Genomic DNA, 19,052 nt, shown 5'->3' with positions numbered 1-19,052 from the left:
AGCCGACCTGAAGCGGGTCGAGCCGTCCGCTCGGGCCGCCTGGGTGGACTGCCGGGCACGCTCAGACCGGGTCGCCTAACGCGTACACGCGCTGGTGATCGTACACCTCGATGCGGGCGCGATCCCCGACACTGTACCCGAGTTCCTGGGCTGACGGGACCGCGATCTGACGGTGGGTCCGGTCGTAGCCGACGAGCGACTCGTCGGTGCCGTCCTCGACGAACAGCACCTCCCGCTCGGTCCCGACCATCGCCTCGTGGGCCGCGCCGACGATCGACATCTTCACGTCGGTGAGTTCCTTCGAGCGATCCTTTTTGGTCTGGCCGCCCAGGCCGTCCATCGCGGCGGCGTCGGTGTTCGGCCGCTTGGAGAATCGCGTGACGTTGATCTTCTCGGGGCGGTGTTCGCGGAGGGCGGCGACCGTCTCGCGGTGGTCGGCGGGCGTCTCGGTCGGAAAGCCCGCGATCACGTCGGTCGCGAACGTCCACTCGTCGAGGTGGCGATCGAAGGTGTCGACGATGTCGGCGACGTCGCCGCTCCGGTGGCGGCGGCGCATGTCCTCCAGGACGGCGTCGCTGCCGCTCTGGATGGGCGCGTGGAGGAAGTTGTACAGTTCCTCGTTCCGGGCGAACACGCTCGCAAGTTCGTCTGCGATCGGGTGGACGCCTTTCGGATTCGCCATCCCGACGCGCACCCGAAACTCGCCGTCGAGGGCACAGATCCGATCGAGGAGGTCGGGGAGCCACCACTCGCCGTGATCGCGGCCGTACACCGCGGTGTCCTGGCCCGTGATGCGGATCTCGCGGGCCCCCGCGTCGAGCAGGCGCTTCGCGCGCGCGACGTTCTCGTCGATCGGCGGGGAGTCGATCGTCCCGGTGGCGTGTTTGGTGATACAGTACGAACAATCGGAGAGACAGCCCCGCGCGATCGGGAGAATGCCCACGACGCCGTTCTGGAGTGGCGTCGGCTCCGTCGGCGGTGTCGGGCACTCGCCGTTGCGAATCTGCTGGGCGACCTCGTCCCAGTGGAGGATCTCGGCGGTGATGCCGGACTCGTCGAACGCCTCGCCCTGGGCGAGCGCCATACAGCCAGTCACGACCAACTCGCTGGTCGCGTCGTCCAGCGCCTGCGCGCGCCGGAGCATCCGGTCTTCGGTGGTCTCGACGACCGTACAGGTGTTGAGAATCGCGACGTCCGCGGCGTCAACGCTTTCGACCGGCCGGTGGCCCGCCTCGCGGAGCTCGCGCTCGATGGCCTGGCTCTCGCCCCGGTTGGACGTACAGCCGTAGGTTTCGACGTAGTAGCGGGCCATTCGATTGACCGTTCGCGCCCACGCCGAAAAACCTCGCGTCGCCGGCGGCCCCGGTCGTGAACCAAAAGGTTTCTTCACGCGCCCGTGGGACTGCATACCATGTACCTGGTGCTCCCGAGTGGGTTGGTGTTCCCCGATCTGTGGCTGGCGGTCGCCCTGCTCGTCGCGGCGGCGGTCGTGGTCGCGTTTCTGGTCGCACTCGAACCCCGGATCGATCAGTGGGTCGTCCTCGGGTTGATCCCCTGGATGATCGTCGGGGGAATTGTACACGCCCTGACCGTACTCCCCCAGGGGAGCCCATACCCGCCGGTGGTCGCGGACCTGTTCGCCGCGCCGGCGGTCTATCTCACGGTCTTCGTCGTCACGGGGGCGACCTGGATCGGGTTGATCTTCCTCGCGACGGCGGCGGGCACCGAGGACTCGACGCCGATGTATCTCCTCTATGTCGGCGTCGGCGTCGCGGTGACGCTGCTGGTCGCGACCCTCTACTGGGCGCAGCCGAGCGGTCTCGCTCCGATCGAGCCGGCCATCGCGGTCGCCGCAGCGATCGCCCTCTCGGCGGTGGTCTGGCTGGCGACGGCGCTGCGCGCGACCGAGGCCGTGAGTCGGGCCTGGCTGGTGACGCCGCTGGTGATCTTCGCGCACGCGCTCGACGGGACGACGACCGCCGTCGGCTACGACCTCCTCCAGGTCACCGAACGGTCGCCGATCCCTCGACTCATCATGGACAGCGCCGCGGCGCTCCCGACCGAGCAGTACATCGGCGCTGGCTGGGCGTTCGTCGTCGTCAAAATCGCCGTCGCGGTCGTGATCGCGGTGTATCTCTCGGACTTTCTGGACGACGAACCCGTCCGGGCGAACCTCCTCTACGTCGTCGTGATCGCGCTCGGTCTCGGCCCCGCCGTCAACAACCTGATCCTGTTCGTCCTTGGGGTCTGAGACGGTCGTTGGGCCGCGAGGTGTCTTCGCGACTGTCCGGGCGGAACGCCCAAGAGCGTCGCCGCGCTCCCCAGAGTCATGTCCGAAGCCATCACCGTCGACCGCGAGGATCGCATCGGCGCGATCACACTCGATCGACCCGACCGACTGAACGCGCTGAACGCCGCGATGCTCGAGGATCTCGCCGCCGCGATCGATCGGCTGGGGGCCGACGAGGCGGTGCGCGCGATCACGATCACGGGGGCCGGTGATCGGGCGTTCTGTGCCGGCGCGGACGTCGAGGAATTGATCCTCGACCCCGACGCGGCGGGCGCACGGGCGGGCGCTCGACGCGGCCAGGAGACGTTCGATCGCCTGGAGGCCTGCCCGACGCCGGTGATCGCGGGGATCGACGGGGTCTCACTCGGCGGCGGGATGGAACTCGCCGCCGCGGCGGACCTACGGATCGCGACGCCCGACGCCCGGTTCGGCCAACCGGAGATCGACCTCGGTGTCATTCCGTGCTGGGGTGGCACCCAGCGGCTTCAGCGCATCGTCGGTGAGGGCCGCGCCCGCGAGATCGTCCTCACGGGCGATCAGTACGCCGCCGACGAGATGGCCGAGATGGGCTTTCTGAGTGACGTGGTCGAGGATCTGGATGCGGCGCTCTCAGACCTGGCCGATCGGATCGCGGCGGGCCCGCCGCTGGCCCAGGCCGCCGCCAAACGCGCGATGCGTGCCGGTCGGGACGATTTCGAGGCCGGCCTCGCGGTCGAGGCCGAGGCGTTCGGGACGCTCGCCGCAAGTGACGACGCCCGCCGGGGTGTCGAGGCGTTTCTGAACGACGAGACGCCAGGCTTCGAGGGTGAATGATGGGCGGTGTCGTGAGCGAATGAGCGACGGTGTCGGGGGCGATTAAAACGGACTCCGCTCAGATCGCGAGGAACTGGCCGACCATCCACCGCGTGAATACGCCGGTGATCGCGCCGATCCAGGTGAGCGCGACGATGTGCATGTAGGTGTTCATCTTGTGCCCGCCGTCGAGCGTCCGGATCATCAGCGCCGAAAGGATCGCGTTGAACACGATGACGACGATCAGCAGTGCCTCGATCAGCGGGATGTTGTAGACACTCGCGTTGATCAGCGAGTTCACGTCGAACTCCGCCGACGAGGCCAGATCCAGGCTCATCCCCGAGAGGATCGTGACGATCTCAAGGCCGATGAAGAAGGCAAAGACCGACGCGGCGGTGATCCCGTACAACATCCCGATGAGCGTCGTCGTCTCCTGGGTGCGCTCCTGGCGGAGCTGGAGGATCTCGTTCATGTTGGCGCTGATCAACTCACCGAGCATCTTCGGAGACCCACCCATCTTCCGGCCGACGAGATACATCTCGGAGAACTTCTGGATGAGGTACGATCCCGTGCCGGCGGCGAAGTGATGCCAGGCCTTCGCGGGTTCGAGACGCATGTTGAGCCGACGATAGAGGTTGTCGACGTTCTCGGTCAGCGGGCCGAAGTCCTTGTTGCGCAGACTGGCCAGCACGGCCCCGGTCGTCGACTGCTTGGCGCCTTCGGTCGCACCCAGCGCGCGGATGAAACTCGGGAACTCGTCGTCGCGGCCTTTGATCTTCTGTTCGGCCTGGCGGGCGACGATTCCCGGGTACAGCATGGGCGTCATCGGGATGGCGACATAGAGCGGGAGCGGCAACTCGTCGACCCAGGGGAGCAACGCCTCGAATCCGGGCGTGACGCCGAGCGTGCCGCCGAACGCGATCAGGACCAACAGCGCCGACAGGCCGACACCGATCTTGAACGCGCGATCGAGTCGCTGCTGGATGGGCCCCTCGACGCTGGTGGGGTGAAACCAGACCGGGTCGTACGGAGCGATCGACCGGACGGCCAGATAGAACCCCGACTGCACGAGGATGAACATCAAGATGACCGCGGCGACGGTCATCGTGGGGTTCGTCCCGGTGAGGATCGGCAGGACGATCGCAAAGACGAGCGCGAACGTCATCGAGAGGATCATCGACAGATACAGGTCCTGCATGACGTTCAGGTTCCCCAGCGTCCCCCGATAGACGGTCTTGTAGTTCTCGATCATCATGTCCTGCTCGCTGACGAGATAGTCTTCCAGCGACTGGCCGGCCCCCAACGTGTAGGAGAGCCGATCGAAGAAATCACTGAGGTGATCGCTGGGGACTTCCTTGGCGCGGCGGCGACACGCGTCGTCGAGACTGAGATTCCAGGTGTCGACGAGTTCGACGATCCGGCGGAGTTCCTCGGCCAGCGCGCCGTACTCCTCTTCTTTCGAGAGCGCGCGAAACACCTCCATCCGGTCGATGTTCGTCGTCGAGAGCACGGTCATGTGTGTGACCATCAGATGAAAGCGATTGTTGAGTGCGCGGCGTCGCTGAGAGATCAGGATCTTCGGATAGAACACGACCGACCCGAAGATCAACAGGCCGAGCAGCGGGATCGGCAGGGCGATCCCGAGCGGCAGCGGGAGGACGAACGGGGCGATCAGTGTGACGACGAAAAAGACGCCCGCCGGGACGAGATACCGGGTGAGATACACCCCGAGCGGCATCGGCAACCGGCGATACGAGTCGACGAGGGAGGCGAACAACTCCGACAGCGACGAATCGACGGTGGCCTCCTGGGTCGCCATTATTGCTCCCGGTGGATGTCGAACGGAACCCCTTCGAGGCCGTCACGCTGGTAGTTCTCGATGAACTCGTTGACCTCGTGGTAGCCGAGGATGTTCTCCTGGATCGCGCGCTCGATCAACTTCGCGCGGAACTGCAAATCGTCGTAGATGTCGCGGGTGTCTTCGTAGCCCAGCAGCGTCGCGATCTGCTCTTCGAGCACGTAGGAGTTGTTCATCCCCTGGAAGACGATCTCGTCTTCGACGGGATCCCAGTAGAAGGCCTGTCGGGTGACGACACCGTCCATCTCCTTGGAGTAGCCCTCGATCTCCTGGACCGACGTGACCCGGCGGAGCACGTCGTCGCCCTGTTTGACCCGGTTCTGGAACAGCGCGATGTCGGCGTTGTCCATGAACGTCTCGGGGACGTTGATCGGGTCGCCGGTGAACCGCTGAATCATCGAGACGATGTCAGACGCGTGGAAGGTCAGCATGACCGGGTGGCCGGTCTGGGCGGCCTGGAACGCCATCCGCCCCTCCTCCCCACGAACCTCACCGACGATGATGTAATCGGGCCGCGACCGGAGTGCGGCCGCGACCAGATCGAACATGTCGACGCTACTGGACTCGTCGTCGCCCTCCCGGGTCATGAGTTGCTGCCAGGTGTTGTGTGGCGGCATGACCTCGGCGGTGTCCTCGGCGGTGTAGATCTTCGAGTCGCGGGGGATGAACGACGTGATCGCGTTCAGCGTCGTCGTCTTCCCGGACGCCGTCTCCCCGACGACGAAGATCGTCTGTTCGTTCTCTAAAGCGAGCCAGAGGTACGCCGCGAGTTCGGGGCTGAGCGTCCCCCACTTCGCGATCTGGAACGTGCTCAGCGGCTCTTCCTGGCCCTGCCGGATGGTCAGCGAGGGGCCTTTGACCGAAACGTCGTCCGAATAGATGATGTTGATACGCGACCCGTCGGGCAGTGTCGAGTCGATGATCGGGTCGTTGTCCGAGACGGGGTCACCGATCCGCTCGCCCATGTTTCGCAGCCACTGTTCGAACTCGTCGGGTTCTCCGAAGTCGACGGTCGTCTCGATCAGGCTGTACACTTCGTGGTCGACGTAACACTCGTGGGGCCCGATGACGTGAATGTCCTCGTTCGCCGTATCGCGCATCACCGGTTCGAGCGGGCCCAGCCCGACGATGTCGCGGTTCAAGCGATACCGGATGTTCTCGTAGGTCGATTCGTCGAGGTCGACCTTGCCGACGTCACGCAGCTTCGAGAGTCGCGAAAGCACGCCCGTCTCGTCGTCACGGATCCGTGTCGTCTCTCCCAGGAGCTCCTCGATACGGTCGTCGTACTCGTCGTCGGCCTCGGGGGCGGCCCCGTGAACGCTCTTTTCGAGCAGGCGGTCCCGGACCTGATCGAAGACGACGCGCTCGTCGTCGTCGAGTTCCGGTTCGATGGCGTAGTATTTGATGTCCTGGCCGATGTCGCCGTAGATGTGCGTGTAGATCGGGCCACCGACCGGGTAGATGACGTTCGGCCGGTCGGTCTCGTAATCGCCGCCGATCTCGTCGACGAACATCGGGAACTCGCCGGTGATCTGCTTGAACTTCTTGAGGTGCTCGCTGAGGTGCGGGCGGCGCGCGGCGTGACGCCGGAGTTCGTCCGACGGCTTGGCCGTGCCTTGTTCGGTCATGCGACACTCCTCGATTCGATGACGATCCCCGTCCCCGAGCGGACGGAGTAGCCGATACTGTCTCCGACCTGTTCGCCCATGCCCGCGAACCGCTTGACGGAGATCTGGCGGCGGACGTCGTTGCCGACCTCGACCATCTCCAGTTCGAGGAAGACGTCAGCGATCGACCGGAACGGCCCGATCGCCTCCTCGGCCAGCGTCGACGGGTCGACCGTCAACACGATGACCTTCCCCCGCGAGATGACGTCACGGAAAAAGGAGATGATCTCCAGGGCCGCCTGTCGTTCGTCGTTCTGGCGGATCAGCGCCTCGAATTTGGGGTCGTTCCGCAGGATGGCGTCGAACGTGTCGATGAGGATGATGTCCGACTCCCACATCGCCTCGGCCTCCATCAGACGCCGGAGCAGTTCCTTGCGCTCGGTCTCTTCGTCGCTGTTCTGGAACGTGTTCGTGTCCGCGATGTCGGCGTGCAAGAAGAGAATCTGCTCGTCCAGGAGGTGCTGGACCATGCCGTAGTCCAGCGAGTGCATCTGTTCGAGAAAGCCGCCGACGGTGATCTCCGTCGAGAGATAGGTGACCTGGTGGCCCTCCGTACAGAGGCCATACGAGAACCGCTGGGTCATCGCGGACTTGCCGGCCCCGTAGTCGCCCTCGATGAGGACGATGCTGCCCGGGGGGAACCCGCCGCCGAGTTCCTTGTTCAGTCGGTCTCGCTCGCTCAGTCCGATCGAGTACAGGTCTTGTGTTGCGACGCTCATAGTCGGAATTCGAACACCTCCTCGTGGCCGCCGGCGACGATCTTGACGCGGTGATCGCCAGTCGTCAGGCCGGGGGCGGCGACGTCGAACCGCGCGACTGACCCGGGCGTCCAGGCCGTCCCGTCGACGATCGTCACCGTCACGTCGGTCGTGTACTCACCGTCGACGAAGACGTCGATCTGACTGGCGTCGTCCGGGAGATACCGCGACCCGGTGTTTTTGACGTGTAGGGTGACGTTCTCTGCCCCGTCGCGATCGTACACCTGTGCGCCGGCGTCGGTGATGACCGCGAAATCGGTCGCGATCTGATCCGAGACGTCGACACCCTGTGTTTCGAGTGACTGACTCATGTCGGCAACCGTCGCGGTGATCGTTCCGGCGACGGTCGCCGCGACGAGAATGCTCGCGATGAAGATGATCAGGTGAGACGCCGAGACGCTCGCCATCAGGCGATCACCTCCGTCGCGGCGACGCCGTGGTCGGTGACGACCCGGAGTCGGCTCGGCGCACTCCCGACGGTCATGTTCGCGGTCAGACGCTCGCCGGGCACCCAGAGGTCGGTCTCGCCGTCACCCTCGACGGCCCGGTCGACGAACGCGGTCTGGTAGGTGTTATCGATCAAGAAATCCGTCCGAGAGACTGCGAGCGTCGCTCCGCCCGTGTTCAGGACCGTCGCGTTGACGGCGTAGGTCCCGCCGCTGGACTCGACGGTGACGTTCTCGACGGTGATCGCCGCGTTCTGCAGGTCGAGCGATCGGTCGCGCCAGTCGTCGGTGGCGTCGGTCACCCGATCGGCGCTGGTCGTCGTCGCTGTATAAAACATTCCGAACGCGATGAACATCGCGGCGAAGATGATCGCTGCCGACCCACTAACGCTGAATCCCATCCAGGTCACCTCCACTGCCGAGGCCGATCGACGATCGGCCCGTCCCGTTCAATTCCTGGATGTACCCCAGGCTGGTCGTGTGGACCTCGACGTCGGGGTCGACTCCCGTCGGCTCGCCGTCGATGCCCGCGAGATAGCGTTCGAGTTCCGCACGCGCGTCCGCGCTGATCCAGCCGATCCGCTCGTAGTACTGGAGTGCCTGTCGGGCGTTACTCGTCCCGAGGCGGTCGACGAGGTGTTCGAGCCACTCGATCGTCACGACCTCACGGACCGGCCCGTCGGGGACCGTCGTCAGGTAGGGCTTCCCGTCGCCAGCGGTCGTGGCTGCCGACTCGCCGTCATCGGTCGCCGTCGCGGGATCTGCGGTCTCGTCGATCGCGTCTTCATCGGTGGCCGCGTCTGTGTCGTCGACCGAATCCGGTCGTGCGGTCGTCTCGGTGGTTGGATCGGGATCCGGCGACGGTTCGGGATCCTGACTGGGCGCAGGGTCATCGCCCGACTCGTCGGTCGGTTCTTCAGCGGTCGGTTCCTCGTCGTCGATGACGGTGTCGAACAGGTCGTCGTCGGCCAGATCGTCCATCGCCTCGTCGCTCGTCTCGTCCGCGTCGTCGGAGGCGTCCTCTGACAGTCCGTCGTCGAGCGCGTCCTCGGCGGCCTCGTCAAGGGCCTCGTCGTCGAAATCGTCGTCCAGAGCCTCGTCGTCGAACTCGTCGTCCAGGGCTTCGTCGTCGAACTCGTCGTCGAAGCTCTCCACGTCGTCCGGGTCCTCACCCTCGGCCCACTCCGCGTCGCCGTTCTCGTACTCGTCTTTGAGGTCCTGAAACGACTTGCCGCCGTCGCCACCGCTATCGTCGGCACTGCTCGATCCGTCACTTTCACCGCTGTCGATGGCTCCGCTGCCGAAGTCGTCGACGTCGTCGAAATCGTCCGGATCGTCCGCGAGGTCTTCGTCGAAAAAGCCCTCGGGGTCGGCGTCCGCGAGATCCTCGTCGAGAGCGTCGTCGTCGTCCTGTTCGTCGGGTTCGGAGTCGAACAGTCCGAAGGAGCCCTCGGCTCCGCCGCCGGCGAACCCGGACCCCTCGACGTCGTCAGCGAAGGGGTTCACGCCGCGAGTCACCATCTCGTAGATGTCGAGCAGTTTGCGGACGTTCTCTTCGACGTCGTCGACGGTCTCACTGATCTGTTCGTTCTCGTTGCGGACGGTGTTGACCGTCGAGGACAGACTCCCGACCTCGTTTTCGATCTCGTCGAGACGGTGTTCGAGTTCGTCCGTGTCGGCGCCGTCGCCCTCCATGTCGCCCAGGTCGCCGTCGTCGAAGTCACCGAACTCGTCGTCGCCGTCGTCGAAATCGCCCAGTCCTCCGAGGTCGTCGTCACCGCCCATCAGGTCGTCCTCGTCGCCCTCGTCGTCCTCGTCGCCGTCTTCCTCGGACATGATCGAGTCGAAGACGTTCCGGATGCTCATGCCGAGGCCGCCAGCGAGAACCGAGAACACCGCGACCGTCCCCGGGTCGACCGAATGGACGACATCGAGGGGGATCGACGCGAGGGCACTCATCGCTGATTAATACCTCCTTACTCGCCTTCAATGTGGTGTTACTACAATCAGTATTGATAATTGTGTCGGTAGTGTGGCCGTAACTGGTGGCTGAATTTTGCTAAAACACACGGAAAAGAACCCAAAATTGCGAATTAGGGTCGGGCGCGTCTGTCGCCCGCTGGGGAGTTACAGTATCAGCTACAATATTTTGAAGCGCCAGTCCGGGTTGGGACCGACGCTGGGACTGCCCTCGATGTCTTGGGGGTCGACGACCCGTCGGCTCATCGTGAGTCCGGTCGGGGACCCAACGGCTTTGAAGCCGGCCCGCGACCGCCAGAGCATGTCGGCATCGCCAGCGAGCCAGTCGGTCGAGGCCGTCCTCGACGAGCACCGCGTCGAACGCGATGGGCTCAGAGACGCCGAGGCCGACCGCCGCCGGGCGACGGTCGGCCCGAACGAGATCGCGAGTGAGGCGAGTCGCTCCCCGCTCGCCATCCTGATCGCACAGTTCGACAGCACGCTCATCTGGGTGCTCGTCGCTGCCGCGATCCTCTCGGCGGTCGCGGGCCACGCTATCGACGCGGTGCTCATCCTCGTGATCGTCGTCGCCAACGGCGTGTTCGGGTTCGTCCAGGATTACCGTGCCGAGGCGAGTCTCGATGCGCTCCGCGAGATGGCCGCGCCGACCGCCCGGGTCCGCCGGGACGGATCGACCGTCGAGCGGGCGGCTCCCGATCTCGTCCCGGGTGACGTCATCACCCTGCAGAGCGGCGACGTCGTCCCCGCCGACGCCCGCGTGATCGCGGCGACGGGCCTGGAGGTCGACGAAGCGACGCTCACCGGCGAGAGCGTCCCGGTCGGGAAAGCCGCCGATCCGGTCGCCCCGGCGACGCCGCTGGCCGATCAGACCTCGATGGTCCACAAGGGGACCTCGGTTACGCGGGGGTCGGGCGTCGCCGTCGTCACGGGGACGGGCATGGACACCGCCGTCGGTTCGATCGCGACCGAACTCTCCCGGACCGAGGAGACCGATACGCCGCTCCAGGTCGAACTCGATCGCCTCGGCCGGCGACTCGGGATGGGCGTGATCGGCCTCGCGGTGCTCGTCGTCCCACTCCTCTACGTTCGGGGAACGGGCCTGGTCGAGACGCTGCTGACCGCGGTCTCGCTCGCGGTCGCCGCCGTCCCGGAGGGCCTGCCCGCGGTCGTGACGCTCACGCTCGCGCTCGGCGTTCGGAAAATGGCCGACGAGAACGCCCTCGTGCGCCGCCTGCCTGCGGTCGAGGCGCTCGGATCGGTCGATACGGTCTGTACCGACAAGACCGGGACGCTCACCGCGGGGCGGATGACCGCCGCGCGGGCCTGGATCGACGACGAGTCCATCGACCTCGACGGCGACGGGGCCGGGTCGGTCCCGGACGCCGAGGACCGTCTGAACCAGCTTTTCGAGGCCGCCGTGCTCTGTAGCGACGCGACTGCCGAGGCGGGCGATCCGACCGAGCAGGCGCTGGTCGAGGCCGCCGCCGACCGCGGGATCGACGCCGCCGCCCTGCGCGAGCGCCGCCCGCTCACCGACGAGGTCCCCTTTTCCTCGGAGCGCAAGTGGATGGGCACCGCTCACGACGACTGGGGCTACGTCAAGGGCGCGCCCGAAGTCGTCGTCGAGCTGTGCGATCGGGTCGCGACCGCCGACGGATCGGTCCCGATCGACGACCGGCGCGCGGCGATCGAGGACCGCGTCGCGGCGTTCGGTGACGACGCACTCCGCACGCTCGCGGTCGCCCGGACCTCGGACCCCGAGACCCTCGACGCGGGCCTCGAACTCCTCGGTCTGGTGGGGATGATCGATCCCGCGCGCGAGGAGGTCGCCGACGCGATCAGCGCGACCCACCGCGCGGGCATCGACGTGGTGATGATCACCGGCGACAACCGCCGGACGGCGAGCGCGATCGCCGAGACGGTCGGGATCGAGGGCGAGGTCATGGAGGGCGCCGAGATCGAGGCGCTGAGCGACGCGGAACTGGAATCGCGGGTCGAAAGCGTGCGCGTGTTCGCGCGCACGACGCCGACCCACAAGGTCCGGATCTTGCGCGCCTTCCAGGCGACCGGCCACACCGTCGCGATGACCGGCGACGGCGTCAACGACGCGCCCGCGCTGAAAAACGCCGACGTCGGCGTCGCGATGGGCGAACGCGGCACGGACGTCGCCAAACAGTCGAGTGACGTGATCTTGCTCGACGACAACTACGCGACGATCGAGCGCGCGATCGAGCGCGGGCGAGCGATCTTCGACAACGTCTGGAAGTTCGTCGCCTACCTGTTGAGTGCGAACGTCGCGGAGGTCGCGATCGTCTTTCTGGCCTCGCTCGGTGGGTATCTCGTGCTTCCGGCGGTCCAACTCCTCTGGATCAACCTGTTGACCGACGGCCTGCCCGCGCTCGCGCTCGGGGCCGACCCCCAGAGCGGCGACGTGATGGACCGGCCACCGCGCGATCCCGACCGGGGCATCGTCGGGTCGGGCATGCTCACGCTCATCGCCGGCCTCGGCGTCGTCTCCGTGGTGTTGATGCTCGGCTTACTGGCGTACACCCTCGACGGCGCGGCCGAGATGACCGCCTACGCGATGACGATGGTGTTCACGGGCTTCGTCGTCCTGGAGTTCGAGAAGCTGTTCGTCGTCCGGTGGCTCCGGGAGACGCCGATGCTGTCGAATCGGTGGCTCGCGGCGGCGATCGGCGTCTCGCTGACGGCCCAGTTGGCCGTGCTGTACACCCCATTGACGGCGTTCTTCGGGACGGTCCCGCTCGCGCTGGCCGACTGGGCGCTGCTTGGCGCGATTCTCGCACTCGCGCTGCCGGCGTATCTGTTCGTCGCCGTGCTCGTGCGTCGCGTCCGAGCGCCCGATCAGCCGCCGACGGTCTGAACGGCCCGGTCACCTGTCGGCGCAGTTTCGATCCCGGCCCTCAGTCGAAATCGAAACTCCCGAAGACGCTCCCGTCGGCGTATTTCTGCTCGTACTCGTGGTCGTCGGCAACGAGCATCAAAATTCCCTCAGCGAGACCGATCACGCCGGGGAGGCCCGTCCAGAAAAAGCAGAGATAGAGGACGCCGAGTTTGGTGTTCCCCTGGTAGAACTTGTGGGCCCCGATACTCCCGAGGAGGATCGCGAACACGCCCGCGACCACCTTTTCGGAGTCCGTGGCGTCCTCGGAGGGCAGGCTGGCCCCACACTCGGGACAGACGTCCGCGGACTCCTCGACGCTCTCACCGCAGTTCTGACAGTAAGCCATCTCTCGCCAGAACCGTCTCGGAGACCCGAGAAAAAACTACTCCTTTCGGTGGACGACGACCAGCGCCCCGACCGCGAGGAGGGCGTAGCCGACACCGACGGCGAACACCACCGCCGATCGGTCGACGACGAGCGTCCAGAGGCCGACGCCGTAGGCGATACCGAGCGCCGCGCCGGTCGCCGTCCGGACCGGATTGACTCCCCGACGGTCGGTCAGGCCGGTGATCGTCCAGTCGAGCAGTGCGGGGAGCGGGCCGACCGCGACGAGGGCCAGGCCAGGGCCGGACGGGAGCGCCGTCGCGAGCACGAGGCCGACGAGCACACCCGGATAGATCCCCAGACACCGCGCACAGAGCCGAATGGTCCGCCCCAATATCGTGGTTCGGTAACAGTGATCCCACGCATCGGGCGTGTGGTGGGCGAGCAGGTACGGGGTGGTCGCACGGAGGCCAGCGCGGAGTTCGTCGCGGTCGATGCGCACGCGCTGTCGGTCGGCGCCCGTCAGGATGAATCTACCGCGACCGAGACGAGAGTGCTCCGGGCGACCCGACCACGCCAACGTGGGGGCTTTTTCAGCGCGGGGGCGCAATCTCCGCCCGACAATGCCCGACGATTGGGGGCCGATCCGCGAACTCCGTCGGCGGTTGCCCTGGATCGACCCGACGGCGGACGCGGATCGGACGAGTGTGGTCTCCACGCTCGTCGGGGCCGATCTGCTGAGTCTCGTCGCCCTCTTTTTCGCCTGGGTGGCGACGCTGTTGTTCGTCGGCCGGGAGCCGAACTGGGCGATCGTCGCGATGATCGCGGCGTTCGTGTTCGACAAACTCGACGGATCGTGGGCGCGATATCGCGGGACGGACTCGGATCTCGGCCGCCGGATCGACTCCTACGTCGACGTGTTCGTCTACCTGGTGACAGCGGCGCTACTCTTCGATCTGGAACTGTCCCCACACGTCGGCGCGAGCGTCGTCGTCGGCTTCGCCATCCTCGCCATCGGCGGTCTGCGACTCGTTCGCCACACCGTCGAGGGGTTCACCGAGATCGATCAGACGAAATATTATCATGGGACGACCGTCGTCCACACGAACGCTGTCGTCGTGGCGAACTACTTGCTGGTGGCGTTGACCGACGTCTGGAACGGGTGGCTCGCGGCGCTGACGATCGTTCTGGCCTGTCCGCTGATGATCTCCGATTACCGCGCGCCGAAATCGACCGGGGCGCATCGTCTGGTCGCCGTGCTTGGCGTCCTCGTGGTCGCGGTCGTACTCGCGATCGAGTTCGGCTGGCTGCCTAATTGATGTAACTCAGCCCAGGTTGTTCGACGGACTCACCGAGACTGGAGCCGATCTCTTCGGCGACGCGCTCCACGTCGCCGACGGTCGCGGGATCGTCGGTACGGACGGCGGTCCGGGCGACCTGTTCGGCGATCGTCTCGATGTCGGTCAGCGCATAGCCGTCGAGCACGCGTGCGCCACGCCCCCAGTCGAAGTGGTCGGCGACGACGTCGGCGTCGATCCACGCTTCGAGTACCGCCTGCCGAGTGTCGCGATCGGGAGCGGGGACTTCGATGCGATCGTCGAACACGCCCGTCGCGAGGACCTCGTTCTCGACGCTCGTCAGGTCACTGGTCGTCCCGACGACCACGACGTCGGCCGATTCGATCGCCCGGAGCGCGCTGGCGAGGTGGTGGCCGAGCGTGGCCTGACGGGCGTCGGTCGGGGCGAGTGTCTCCAGCGCCTCGACGTGGAGGACCGACGGGGCGTTCGCCCGCGCGATGGCACAGAGTTCGTCGACGACCTCGCCCGGATCGGCGTCGTCGCGCTCGACCAGGGTCTCGGGGCCGAGTTCGATCAGCGGAAGCCCCAGTTCACCCGCGAGTGCGCGAGTAAGCGCCGCCTTCCCACAGCCCGGTGGGCCGTAGAGTACGACGCCGTCGACGACGTCGACGTCGTGATCGGCGTACGCGTCGGGGTTCGCGAGCGGTTCGATCAACCGTTCGACGAGTGCTCGTTTCTGATCGTTCATGCCGGGGACGTCGTCGAAGGTCGTCGCCAGGTCGCTCTCGACGACCTCTGCGGCCGGGAGGTTCGTCCCGTCCGGCTGGGCGACCGAACTGTCCTCGCCGAGTCCGATGTGATCGTAGCGGTGGAGCCACCCGGTCAGACTCGTCGTGGTCTCCTCGATGGCTGCCGCGACGTGCCCGCTGTCGACCGGGTCGCCGGCCGCCATCGCGTGGCGTGCGGCGAGTTCGGCGACGAGTTCGACGTCACTCGACGCGTATCCCTCGGTCGCCGTGACCGCGGCGTCGAGGTCGATCCCGTCGGTGGTCTTCCGATCGGGCAAGTGCAACGCGAAGATCTCTTCACGGGCGGCGGGGTCCGGTGGGGGCACTTCGATGCGCTCGTCGAACCGGCCCGATCGGAGGATTGCGTCGTCGATATCGTCGAGGTAGTTCGTCGCGCCGATAACGACGACGTCGTCGTTGTCGGACTGGAGTTCGGTGAGCAACTGGTTGACCATCTGCTGTTCGCTGTTGGTCATGTCACTGCTCCGGTCGCCCGCGACGGCGTCGATCTCGTCGATGAAGACGATACACGGACTGTGCTCGCGTGCGGCCTCGAAGACGTTCTCGACGTTCTGTGGGGCCTGCCCGACCCACTTGCTCGCGAAGTCCGTCGGGCCGACCTCGATGAAGTTGAACCCCAGTTCGCCCGCGACCGCGCCCGCCATGTACGTCTTCCCACAGCCGGGCGGGCCGTACAACAGCACGCCGTCGGTCGCTCCGAGGCCGTACCGCTGGTACTGCCCGGGCGATCGTAACGGCCGGATGACCCGCTCGCGCAGCGTCGCTTTCAGGTCGTTCATGCCGCCGACGTCGTCGAAATCCCGTCCCGGGTCACTCTCGACGAGGTCCTCGGCGTCGGTGACGTGCTCGTCGTTGTCGTCCGACCCGAGCGATTCGCCGTCGTCCTCGTCGACGAAGACGTACAGGACAGTCCCGACGACACCGATCGGGATGATCCGCCAGTCGAAGGTGACGAGCAGGCCAGCCGTCGAGACGAAGATCGCTCCGAGGGCGAGCACCTGCTCCCAGGTCGGCTGTTCGAGTGCGTCCATGTACGCCGCGAGCACGGCGACGACGAACAGTGCCGATGCTGCGCCGATCCAGGGGCTGAATGGCTCCATCTGTGAGCTTGCCGCACGTCCGCGGGGCCCGCATATTGGCGTTTCGACGTGTGCTCGCGATCGTCACCGTGCGCGGTGGTAGACACGACCCTTTTGACCCACCGGTGCGCACGGTCGGACGATGCAGCAGCGACGTCGGCGCGCGGCCCACCTCCGCGACCAGGCCGAGCGCGACCCATCGTCGATCGCGTCCGAAGCGCCGTATCTGGTCGGCCTCCTGAACGTCGACCGCGAGGACACCCGTCGGGACGCCGCGGCCGCGCTCCGTGCGCTCGCGACGACCGATTTCGACGCAATCGATGCGGCGTTCGACCGCGTGGTCGACCGGTCCGAGTATGGTGAACGGCTCGAACGCCGGGCCCTCGACACGATCTCGAGAGGCATCGAATACGACATCATCGGGTGGGAGACCGAGCAGTTTCTCCCGTATCTCGACGCTCCGGACTACCGCGTTCGTGTGTCCGCCGCGCGTGCCATCGACGGGATCGCGGACCAGAATATCGACGATGTGGGCGCTCAGAGCCAGGCGATCCGGGCCGCGCTCCACGGATCGCAGTGTGACGTCCGGATCAACCTCCTCGGTGCGCTCCGACAGCTCGCCTGGGACGACGCCGACCTGGTGGTTCCCGAGATCGACTGGCTCGCCCAGCAACTCGACAATCCCGCCCCGGAGGTGCGGACCAGGGCGGCGGGCACGCTCGGTGGGATCGCCAGCACGTATCCCGAGCGCGTCCGATCGACCGTGCCAGCGCTCCGGACGCTCCTTCATCGTGAGGATCACGACACGATGCGGGACCCCCTGCTCGCGCTCGCCGGGATCGCGACGGAGTGTCCCGATGCCGTCGAGGGGGCAGTGGTGGACGTCGCGGCCCATCTCGATCACGATACCGACGACTGTCGGGCATACGCCGCGATCATCTGTCGGGAGGTGTCCAGAGCGCATCCCGGTGCCGTCGCCCCCGCCGTCGACCCGCTCGGCGGCGTCATCGACGACGAGCCACGAACCCGCACCGCCGCGCTCTGGGCGCTCACGAAGTTCGGATACTCGCATCCGGACGCCGTTCGACACCTCACCGACGACGCGGTCGCGGTGCTCGACGCCGACGACTCGTCGACGCGACGACTTGCGGCGGACTTCCTCGCGTCCGTCGGGCGTGTGTATCCCGACGACGTTCGCCCCGCCGTCGCCGACCTCGTCGCCCGCCTCGACGACGGTCCTGCCGTGGTCGAACAGGCCCTCGAAGCGCTCTCCACCGTCGCCGGGGCCCACCCGGACGCACTCGTCGACCACGTTGAACGGATCGCCGCGACACTCGATCACGACGACACGGCCGTCCAGGCCCGGAGCGCGGAGACGCTCGCCGCGCTGGCCGAACAGCGCCCGGCGGTGGTCCGGCCCGTGGACGACCAGATCGCCGCGCTGCGCGGCGCGACGAACGATCGGCTCGCCGAGGCCATCCCCCGGGCGCTGGCGGCGCTCGATCCGTCGACCGAATCCGAGGCGGACGAGGAGACCGCGGACGCTGCGGAGCCGTCGAGCGGTGACGAGACCGCGGACGCTGTGGAGCTGTCGAGCGGTGACGAGACCGCGGACGCTGCGGAGCCGTCGGCTGGCGACGGGACTCCACAAGACACCGGGGCGTCGGACGACGGAATCACGACGGGCGAGGAGGACCCCGTCGTCGAACCGATCATTTCGGGAACGGATCAGACAGCTGTGACGGCGGCCGCCGACGCGACGGACGAAACGGCGGTCACCGAGGAATCGGACGACGAGTCGGTCGACGCGACGGACGACAGTGGAGAGGACGACCCTGAGCCGTCCCGAACACTCAGTTCGGCGGCCCAGCGCGCACTCGATCGCTACGCCGAGGACTGAACTCTGGAGCCCCGATTCGACACCCGGCCCGTCGCGGAGCACAACACCTTTGCCCGGTTGTGGCGATGTGCGTGTATGATTGACGAGACGATCGAGGAGATCGAAGAGATGCAGACGCACTCCTCCTCGGTGGTCGCGGTCAAGGCCGCCCGTGCGCTGGCCTCGCTGACGGCCCAGGAGTTCCCCACCGTCGAGGAGTACGTCCGCGCGCTCGAACGCAACAGTAGCGCGCTCCGGCGCGCGAAACCCTCGCACGCCACGCTGTACAACACTCAGCGCCGGATCATCCACACCGTCGCGGAGGGCGAGTACGACGCAGTCAGCGCCGCGAAAGAAGCCACCGAACGGGTCATCGACGAGGTGATCGACACCGTCGAGTCCGCCAAAGCCGAGGCCGCCGCGAACGCCGCCGCAGAGTTGGCCGACGACGAGACGATTCTGACCCACGACTACTCGACGACCGTGATCGAGACGCTCGAACGCCTGGCCGCGGTCGAAAACGGCGTCGCCCAGCGCCCGATCACGCTGTATATCACCGAAGCGCGCCCCCGCTATCTCGGCCGCAAGACCGCCCGGTATTTCGGGCCGATCGAGGGGATCGACGTTCACCTGATCGTCGACAGCGCGAGCGCGCAGTACCTCCCCGAATGCGATCGCGTGCTCGTCGGGATGGACAGCCTGGTCGACGACGTGCTCTACAACCGCGTCGGTACGCACACCCTCTCGGCGGCGGCCGCCGACGCGGGCGTGCCGGTCACCGCGGTCGGTGCGTCGACGAAGATCCCCGAAGGGGGCTTTCAGTTCCAAAACGAGCGTCGCCCGGTCAGCGAAGTCATGCGCGAACCCGCGGAGGGATTCGTCGTCGAGAACGTCAACTACGACGGCACGCCGATCGAACTGCTGGATTCGATCGCGACCGACGACGGAATTCGCCGGCCCGAATGAG

Annotated in this window: 16 protein-coding genes; 6 read left to right on the top strand and 10 right to left on the bottom strand. The window is 66.6% G+C overall.

Going from position 1 to position 19,052, the window contains the following annotated elements; translation table 11 throughout:
• Window positions 1–61: 61 nt before the first annotated feature.
• Complete coding sequence (locus HARCEL1_RS09220) at window positions 62–1,312, bottom strand: tRNA (N(6)-L-threonylcarbamoyladenosine(37)-C(2))-methylthiotransferase (protein ID WP_108382702.1); 1,251 nt, start codon at window positions 1,310–1,312, stop codon at window positions 62–64.
• Window positions 1,313–1,411: 99 nt separating this feature from the next.
• On the opposite strand from HARCEL1_RS09220, the gene HARCEL1_RS09215 reads away from it, so the two are divergent.
• Both HARCEL1_RS09215 and HARCEL1_RS09210 read left to right on the top strand, forming a co-directional pair.
• On the top strand, window positions 1,412–2,251 hold the full coding sequence (locus tag HARCEL1_RS09215) for a DUF63 family protein (RefSeq protein WP_108382700.1): 840 nt from the start codon (window positions 1,412–1,414) through the stop codon (window positions 2,249–2,251).
• Window positions 2,252–2,329: 78 nt separating this feature from the next.
• Window positions 2,330–3,103, top strand: coding sequence for an enoyl-CoA hydratase/isomerase family protein (locus HARCEL1_RS09210; protein ID WP_108382697.1), 774 nt, complete (start codon window positions 2,330–2,332; stop codon window positions 3,101–3,103).
• Between the two features lie 58 nt (window positions 3,104–3,161).
• Here the strand turns inward: HARCEL1_RS09210 and flaJ are convergent, their stop codons facing one another.
• From flaJ to HARCEL1_RS09180, 6 genes are read right to left on the bottom strand one after another with little or no spacing between them, the layout of a single operon-like run.
• Window positions 3,162–4,901, bottom strand: coding sequence for an archaellar assembly protein FlaJ (flaJ, locus tag HARCEL1_RS09205; protein WP_108382694.1), 1,740 nt, complete (start codon window positions 4,899–4,901; stop codon window positions 3,162–3,164).
• Window positions 4,901–6,568: a type II/IV secretion system ATPase subunit gene (locus tag HARCEL1_RS09200; protein ID WP_108382692.1), complete on the bottom strand. Its 1,668-nt coding sequence runs from the start codon at window positions 6,566–6,568 to the stop codon at window positions 4,901–4,903. Before HARCEL1_RS09200 ends, flaJ begins: the two co-directional genes overlap by 1 nt.
• Window positions 6,565–7,326: an ATPase domain-containing protein gene (locus HARCEL1_RS09195; RefSeq protein ID WP_108382690.1), complete on the bottom strand. Its 762-nt coding sequence runs from the start codon at window positions 7,324–7,326 to the stop codon at window positions 6,565–6,567. Before HARCEL1_RS09195 ends, HARCEL1_RS09200 begins: the two co-directional genes overlap by 4 nt.
• Window positions 7,323–7,772 (bottom strand): flagellar protein G, encoded by a 450-nt coding sequence (locus HARCEL1_RS09190; protein WP_108382687.1) that lies wholly within the window; start codon window positions 7,770–7,772, stop codon window positions 7,323–7,325. The genes HARCEL1_RS09195 and HARCEL1_RS09190 overlap by 4 nt, the downstream gene beginning before the upstream one ends.
• Window positions 7,772–8,212 carry a flagellin gene (locus tag HARCEL1_RS09185; RefSeq protein ID WP_108382684.1) on the bottom strand — a complete coding sequence of 147 codons (441 nt, stop codon included), beginning with the start codon at window positions 8,210–8,212 and terminating at the stop codon, window positions 7,772–7,774. Before HARCEL1_RS09185 ends, HARCEL1_RS09190 begins: the two co-directional genes overlap by 1 nt.
• A complete protein-coding gene (locus HARCEL1_RS09180; RefSeq protein ID WP_108382682.1) occupies window positions 8,196–9,770 on the bottom strand; it encodes a FlaD/FlaE family flagellar protein in 1,575 nt (524 codons plus the stop codon). Before HARCEL1_RS09180 ends, HARCEL1_RS09185 begins: the two co-directional genes overlap by 17 nt.
• 322 nt (window positions 9,771–10,092) lie before the next feature.
• On the opposite strand from HARCEL1_RS09180, the gene HARCEL1_RS09175 reads away from it, so the two are divergent.
• Window positions 10,093–12,675, top strand: coding sequence for a cation-translocating P-type ATPase (locus tag HARCEL1_RS09175; protein WP_108382680.1), 2,583 nt, complete (start codon window positions 10,093–10,095; stop codon window positions 12,673–12,675).
• Between the two features lie 40 nt (window positions 12,676–12,715).
• Here the strand turns inward: HARCEL1_RS09175 and HARCEL1_RS09170 are convergent, their stop codons facing one another.
• Both HARCEL1_RS09170 and HARCEL1_RS09165 read right to left on the bottom strand, forming a co-directional pair.
• A complete protein-coding gene (locus HARCEL1_RS09170; protein WP_108382677.1) occupies window positions 12,716–13,042 on the bottom strand; it encodes a TM2 domain-containing protein in 327 nt (108 codons plus the stop codon).
• 36 nt (window positions 13,043–13,078) lie between these two features.
• A complete protein-coding gene (locus HARCEL1_RS09165; protein ID WP_108382674.1) occupies window positions 13,079–13,522 on the bottom strand; it encodes a DUF2085 domain-containing protein in 444 nt (147 codons plus the stop codon).
• A 121-nt stretch (window positions 13,523–13,643) separates the two neighbouring features.
• On the opposite strand from HARCEL1_RS09165, the gene HARCEL1_RS09160 reads away from it, so the two are divergent.
• A complete protein-coding gene (locus HARCEL1_RS09160; RefSeq protein ID WP_108382671.1) occupies window positions 13,644–14,339 on the top strand; it encodes a CDP-alcohol phosphatidyltransferase family protein in 696 nt (231 codons plus the stop codon).
• Here the strand turns inward: HARCEL1_RS09160 and HARCEL1_RS09155 are convergent.
• Window positions 14,332–16,227 carry an AAA family ATPase gene (locus tag HARCEL1_RS09155; protein WP_108382669.1) on the bottom strand — a complete coding sequence of 632 codons (1,896 nt, stop codon included), beginning with the start codon at window positions 16,225–16,227 and terminating at the stop codon, window positions 14,332–14,334. The genes HARCEL1_RS09160 and HARCEL1_RS09155 overlap by 8 nt on opposite strands.
• A 121-nt stretch (window positions 16,228–16,348) precedes the next feature.
• Between HARCEL1_RS09155 and HARCEL1_RS09150 the strand changes: the two genes are divergently transcribed.
• A complete protein-coding gene (locus tag HARCEL1_RS09150) occupies window positions 16,349–18,106 on the top strand; it encodes a HEAT repeat domain-containing protein (protein WP_108382667.1) in 1,758 nt (585 codons plus the stop codon).
• Between the two features lie 75 nt (window positions 18,107–18,181).
• Window positions 18,182–19,051, top strand: coding sequence for a translation initiation factor eIF-2B (locus tag HARCEL1_RS09145; RefSeq protein ID WP_108382665.1), 870 nt, complete (start codon window positions 18,182–18,184; stop codon window positions 19,049–19,051).
• The last annotated feature ends 1 nt before the right edge of the window (window position 19,052 follow it).

The sequence above is a fragment of the Halococcoides cellulosivorans genome, from assembly GCF_003058365.1.
Taxonomy (GTDB): domain Archaea; phylum Halobacteriota; class Halobacteria; order Halobacteriales; family Haloarculaceae; genus Halococcoides; species Halococcoides cellulosivorans.
The sequence above is the reverse complement of the archived record's forward strand: the minus strand, read 5'-3'. Positions and strand labels throughout refer to the sequence as shown.

Coding starts and splice junctions, on each gene's coding strand:
- HARCEL1_RS09185 (WP_108382684.1), bottom strand. CDS start 8,212: ATGGGATTCAGCGTTAGTGGGTCGGCAGCGATCATCTTCGCCGCGATG.
- HARCEL1_RS09150 (WP_108382667.1), top strand. CDS start 16,349: ATGCAGCAGCGACGTCGGCGCGCGGCCCACCTCCGCGACCAGGCCGAG.
- HARCEL1_RS09160 (WP_108382671.1), top strand. CDS start 13,644: ATGCCCGACGATTGGGGGCCGATCCGCGAACTCCGTCGGCGGTTGCCC.
- HARCEL1_RS09170 (WP_108382677.1), bottom strand. CDS start 13,042: ATGGCTTACTGTCAGAACTGCGGTGAGAGCGTCGAGGAGTCCGCGGAC.
- HARCEL1_RS09155 (WP_108382669.1), bottom strand. CDS start 16,227: ATGGAGCCATTCAGCCCCTGGATCGGCGCAGCATCGGCACTGTTCGTC.
- HARCEL1_RS09175 (WP_108382680.1), top strand. CDS start 10,093: ATGTCGGCATCGCCAGCGAGCCAGTCGGTCGAGGCCGTCCTCGACGAG.
- HARCEL1_RS09195 (WP_108382690.1), bottom strand. CDS start 7,326: ATGAGCGTCGCAACACAAGACCTGTACTCGATCGGACTGAGCGAGCGA.
- HARCEL1_RS09180 (WP_108382682.1), bottom strand. CDS start 9,770: ATGAGTGCCCTCGCGTCGATCCCCCTCGATGTCGTCCATTCGGTCGAC.
- HARCEL1_RS09200 (WP_108382692.1), bottom strand. CDS start 6,568: ATGACCGAACAAGGCACGGCCAAGCCGTCGGACGAACTCCGGCGTCAC.
- HARCEL1_RS09210 (WP_108382697.1), top strand. CDS start 2,330: ATGTCCGAAGCCATCACCGTCGACCGCGAGGATCGCATCGGCGCGATC.
- HARCEL1_RS09220 (WP_108382702.1), bottom strand. CDS start 1,312: ATGGCCCGCTACTACGTCGAAACCTACGGCTGTACGTCCAACCGGGGC.
- HARCEL1_RS09145 (WP_108382665.1), top strand. CDS start 18,182: ATGATTGACGAGACGATCGAGGAGATCGAAGAGATGCAGACGCACTCC.
- HARCEL1_RS09190 (WP_108382687.1), bottom strand. CDS start 7,772: ATGGCGAGCGTCTCGGCGTCTCACCTGATCATCTTCATCGCGAGCATT.
- flaJ (WP_108382694.1), bottom strand. CDS start 4,901: ATGGCGACCCAGGAGGCCACCGTCGATTCGTCGCTGTCGGAGTTGTTC.
- HARCEL1_RS09215 (WP_108382700.1), top strand. CDS start 1,412: ATGTACCTGGTGCTCCCGAGTGGGTTGGTGTTCCCCGATCTGTGGCTG.